The sequence below is a fragment of the Eubacterium ramulus ATCC 29099 genome (assembly GCF_000469345.1).
Lineage (GTDB): Bacteria > Bacillota > Clostridia > Lachnospirales > Lachnospiraceae > Eubacterium_I > Eubacterium_I ramulus.
The window spans coordinates 1-5,866 of sequence record NZ_KI271158.1 but is presented as its reverse complement, the minus strand read 5'-3'; the positions used below and the strand labels follow the sequence as shown (position 1 = coordinate 5,866).

Below are 5,866 nucleotides of genomic sequence, written 5' to 3'. Positions count from 1 at the left end.
TTCGTAAGGCATCTTTTGACCCCAACATCATATCATTAAGATAAGAGGACAAAAGTTGTCATCCGACCGCTTTTGTCCTTTTATTGCACTCTATAAAAACAGAATAAAATAAACGCAAAGGAGAAATATTTTCATGATAGGTATAGGTATTGACACCGGCGGAACCTGTACGGATGCAGTTGTTTTCGATATAACCGAAAGATGCATTCTGGCATCCGCCAAATCACAGACCACACACGACCATCTGGAGCAGGGCATTGGAAATTCTCTGGACAAACTGCCAAAAGAACTGCTGCATCAGGCATCTTTTCTTGCACTGTCTACCACACTGGCCACCAATGCCTGCGTGGAAAACAAAGGCGGCCGGGTATTCATGATTTTTATCGGAGTCAGTGAAAAAGTAGTTCGTAATACCTACCGCGACTATGGATTTGAAAGTCTGGATGATATTTTATTTGTGGAAGGAAATGCAAAAGAACATACAGAACCCGGATGGGATCTTTTTGAAATGGAGATTGCGGAACGTCTCTCTGCCTATGACAGCGTCGCCATCGCCCAGATGAATGCAGAAGAAAACGGTGGTGCATATGAGCAGAAAGCTGCAGAGTTGGTTCGCAGACATAGTTCCATGCCGATTGTCTGTGCCTATCATCTATTCCATGACCGCAACGTCATCCAGCGCGGAGCCAGCGCACTTTTAAATGCCCGCCTGCTGCCGGTCATTGATGGATTTCTGAAAGCAGTCCGTTCCAGCATGCAGCTACGAAATCTGAATTATCCGGTAGTCATTATGCGCAGCGACGGTTCCCTGATGAACGAAACTTATGCCCTCAACCATCCGGTGGAAACATTGTTGTGCGGTCCTGCTGCCAGCGTTATGGGCGGTGCCTACCTGGGACATTATCCAAAGTCTGTCATCATTGACATGGGCGGAACTACCAGCGATATCGCACTGGTCAAAGATCATCTGCCTGTCCGCGCAGACAACGGCATCCAGATTGGCAGCTGGCGTACCTTTGTCAAAGGTCTTTATGTAGACACCTTCGGTCTGGGTGGTGACAGTGAAATCTGTTATCAGGAAAACAACCTTTTCCTGTCTGACCGCCGTGTTATGCCGCTGTGTATCCTGGCTGCGCAATATCCCGACATTTTCCGGGTTCTGGATAATCTGGATGACAATTACTGGAAAGGACACTCCAAACCGATGTATTCTTTCTATATAAGGCAGAAAGACATCGCCGGTAATTCACGCTACACGGAAGAAGAGCAAACACTGGTCAGAATGCTGGAAGACGGTCCACTGAGTCTGGCTGAAACAGCACACGCTCTTCACACGGATGTATACAAGCTGAACCTGCAGCGTCTGGAAGACGAGGGCATTATCCTGCGCAGCGGTCTGACTCCAACAGATATGATGTGTATCCGGGGCGATTTTACACTGTATGATGCAAAGGCTTCCCGGCTGGCAGTTGCTTTTCTGGCAAAATCCACCCATCACACACCCGAAGAAATCCCGGCACTGGTGTATGAACTGGTGGAAAAGAAACTTTACAAAAACATCGTCCGCATTTTGCTGGAAGATCGTTTCCGCAAGACAAAAAGCTATGCCTACACGGATGAGATCAACCTTCTGGCAGAAGAATGTTTCCGTTTTTCCAAAGACGGACAGGACGACCCTAATCATCTGATCCAGGCACGTTTTCAGTCCGATGCGGTACTGGTGGGGGTCGGTGCACCGATCCATGTCTTTCTCCCGGAAGTAGCAAGACTTCTTGGAACCACCTGTTTTGTTCCACAGGAAGCCGGTGTCACCAACGCTTTGGGAGCCGTCATCGGTGATATCCGCGCAGAAGTCATCATCCACATCAAAGCCAACTACGAGATGAATTCGGAGGAAGAGACAAAAAGCGGTTACTACGTCTATGGTGTGAGAGAGCCGCAGATTTTCGAGGCATATGCCGAGGCACTTGCCTATGCAAAAAAAGCCGGAGAAACTGCTGCCCGGGAAAAAGCACTGGAACAGGGTGCTATAGAAATCAGCGATGTCATTTTTCAGGAAGAACAGCAGAATGCCATGGCCTATGGTATGGATCTGTTTCTCGGCTCAGAAGTACATGTGGAAGTCATCGGAAAGATGGATTTTACTTCCTGATATAACCATTACAGTTCACTTCAGTTAGGATTCCTATAACTGAGGTGAACTTTTTCTTATATAGACTTTCTTTTTCCTCCATATTATAATAGAACCCAAAAGGAGAATCAGAAAACAAGATGTGGACAGAACGGGATATCAGAGAACAGACAGATGAACAGACTTTTTACCGTGGAAAATTACTGGAAAGCACCAACGGTGTTCTGGAATTTTCCTCCTTTGAGACAGAAGGTGTATACGGTGACAAGGAACTGAATCTGCGTGCCACCATTCATGGCACAAATAAAAATAATTATAAGGTGGAAGTCACCCTTTACTACGATGAATATGGCGAACCGCAGGACATAGATTATTACTGTCCCTGTGAAGATTTTTTAACCTCTGACGGAATCTGCAAACACTGCGTTGCTACCATACTCTACTATATGCACACGGACGGACAGTCAAAGACTGTTACCTCCCCATTTTCCATGCCGCTGCCCCTTGCATCAGAATACGATGACAGGGATACTTTCTATGGAAACACTTCCTCCGTTTTTTCTGAAAACAGCACTGTTTCACAGGAAAGTATCTGGGGACATCCCGCCCGGACAGATAACAGTATGCAGCAGATTCTCCGCCAGTTCGGCAATCAGGAAAACTGGATGATCACCGATGGTGCACTCATCGGCCGCATCCATCTGGAACCAACGCTGGACATTTCCGGAAAAACGCCATCTGTTTCCCTGCGTATCGGAGATAAAAAAATGTATGTCGTAAAAAGTATTCCGGAATTAGTGCAGCATGTACAACAGACAGAGATGCATAAATATGGGAAAAATCTGGCTTTTGTCCATCAGCTGGATGCTTTCGATGATAACAGCCGTTCTCTGATGTCCTTTTTTATCCGTCAGTATCAGGATTACAATTATTGGTACAGTACGGATATCCGTAATTTTACCCTGAAAAATGAACTTCTGGATGCCTTTATTGAGATAGTGGCAGACTCCGGCACCATGCTGGAACCATCCACAAAAAATCAGGGGCTCTGGTATCTGACCGATGAAGAATATAAAAAGACACTGACGCTCACCGCAGTGGAGGGCGGCCTCGAACTGAAATTGGAACAGATTCCATCTGTCTCTAGTCTGGATTGGAACTACATTTTCAAAAATCAAAAAATTTACCACAGCAGCAGACACACACATCAGGCGATTAACCTGTTTGAAGACCGCATGACCGGCTGGTGCGGCGGCAAATCCTTCATAGCTGAGTCCGACCTGCCGCTGTTTGCCCGGGAAATGCTTCCGGAACTGGAGAAAAAATATCATATTGTGAAAGAACATTTTTATCCGGAAAATTATCTGCCGGAGGATGTCAGTTTCCGCCTGTATCTGGATCTGCCACAACGGGATATCATCACCTGTGATCTGGTAGCGGATTATGGAAATAACCGGGAATACCATGTTTTTCAGACAGATAGCAAAAAACAACATCGAAATATCCGGCAGGAAGCAAAGGCTGCAGCCCTTCTGTCCGGCTATTGCAATGCAAAAGACGATGCCACAGGCCTTCCCGCCATTGTGGAGGATAACGACAAACTCTATGATTTTCTGACCAGGGGACTGGCGGAATGTGAGAAGATTGCCGATGTGTATATCTCGGATCGCCTGAAAAAGATTCAGGTCATTCAGCCGCCGAAAGTATCCCTTGGTGTGTCCTTAAATGGCAATTTACTGGATTTTAACATGGAAGCAGAGGGCATGAGTCTGGAACAATTGGCTTTCCTGCTGTCAAAATATAACCGCAAGAGAAACTATTATCGTTTGAAATCCGGTCAGTTTGTCGCCATGGAAGAGAGCAGTCTGGATACGCTGGCACAGCTCAGTCAGGGATTAATGCTGACGGAAGAACAACTTGCCTCCGGACACATTTCCCTGCCAAAATTCCGTGCCTTGTATCTGGATGCACAACTGCGGGACAACGAATCTCTTCCTGTGAATAAAAGCCGGGAATTCCGGGAACTGATCCGTAATATGAAAACAGTGGAAGACAGTGATTTTGAGGTTCCGGATGCCTTCCGGAAAATTCTTCGGGAATATCAGAAAAAAGGGTATCTATGGCTGGCAACACTATGCAGCAATGGGTTTGGCGGTATTCTGGCAGATGATATGGGACTTGGAAAAACACTGCAGGTCATTGTATTCTTATATGACCACTACATCGTGCAGGGGGAAAACAACCGGAATACACTGATCGTCTGCCCGGCGTCTCTGGTATACAACTGGGCACAGGAATGTCAGCATTTTGCACCGGAACTTCCGGTCTGCACCGTAGCAGGAACAGCTGCTGAACGCCGGGAACTGCTGGATTCCCTGCCAGATCATCCTGGACAGATCCTGATCACTTCTTATGATCTTCTGCGCCGTGACATCGAACAATATCAGAATCTGATTTTTGACTATCAGATCATTGATGAAGCACAGTTTATCAAAAATGCCACCACAAAAGCCGCCCAGGCAGTTAAGCAGATTAACTCCCGGTTCCGTCTGGCACTGACAGGAACTCCGGTGGAGAACCGGCTGGGAGAGCTGTGGAGTATTTTCGATTATCTGATGCCGGGATATTTATTCAGTTATTCCAGATTTCGGGAGGAACTGGAACTTCCGATCATTCAGCAGCAGGATGAAGATGCCCTGCACCGGATTCAGAAAATGATCGCCCCCTTTATCCTCCGCCGTCTGAAAAAAGATGTACTGAAAGATCTGCCGGAGAAGCTGGAAAAAAATATGTATGCAAAGATGACCGGAGAACAGCAGGAACTCTATCAGGCTCACGTCCAGCGGCTTCAGATGCTTCTGTCAAAACAATCTCCGGAAGAGTTTGACCGCTCCAGGATCCAGATTTTGTCCGAATTGACCCGACTACGGCAGCTCTGCTGTGACCCTGCACTTTTATATGAAAAATATACGTCCGGCGCTGCAAAACTTGATCTGTGTCTGGATCTGATCCGCAATGCTATGGAATCCGGTCATAAAATGCTGGTATTTTCCCAGTTTACCACTATGCTGGACCGCATTGCCGAAAGACTGCAAAAGGAACACATTCCTTATTTCATGCTGACCGGAGCCACCACAAAGCAGGAGCGGATCCGTCTGGTAACAGAATTCAACCAAGATGAAACACCCGTGTTCCTCATTTCCCTGAAAGCCGGTGGCACCGGATTAAACCTGACCGCAGCAGATATCGTCATCCACTTCGATCCCTGGTGGAACACCGCCGTGCAAAATCAGGCAACAGACCGTGTGCACCGCATTGGACAGACCAATCGTGTGCTGGTCTACAAACTCATAGCACAAAACAGCATCGAAGAAAACATTGTGAAACTTCAGGAACAGAAAGCGGAACTTGCAGAACAAATTCTGGGCGGCGATAATATTGGAACTCCATTCTTCTCCCGGGAAGAACTTCTGGAGTTGCTGCAATAATATAGTGATACTTGGTGCGTGATTCTGAAACGAATACTATTTAACGGACATTTATAGGCTGAGTTACTGACATTTATTGATTAATCCTGATGGTAACTCAGTCTTTTTTTCTATATCTTACTTTATAAAAGAAATAAAAAAGGATTTCTCTTTTTAAAGAAACGGACATTTTTGGGATTACTTGCAGACATTTACTGATTCTTATTGCATCATCTTTCACTCTTTTTTTAAGAAGAAACGGACATTT

At 46.1% G+C, this 5,866-nt stretch carries 2 protein-coding genes; both read left to right on the top strand.

Annotated features, from left to right (window positions below; all coding sequences use genetic code 11):
* Positions 1-133: 133 nt before the first annotated feature.
* Positions 134-2,152: a hydantoinase/oxoprolinase family protein gene (locus HMPREF0373_RS11285; protein ID WP_021739845.1), complete on the top strand. Its 2,019-nt coding sequence runs from the start codon at positions 134-136 to the stop codon at positions 2,150-2,152.
* Positions 2,153-2,271: 119 nt separating this feature from the next.
* Positions 2,272-5,619, top strand: a complete 3,348-nt coding sequence (locus HMPREF0373_RS11280) for a DEAD/DEAH box helicase (protein WP_021739844.1) — start codon at positions 2,272-2,274, stop codon at positions 5,617-5,619.
* The last annotated feature ends 247 nt before the right edge of the window (positions 5,620-5,866 follow it).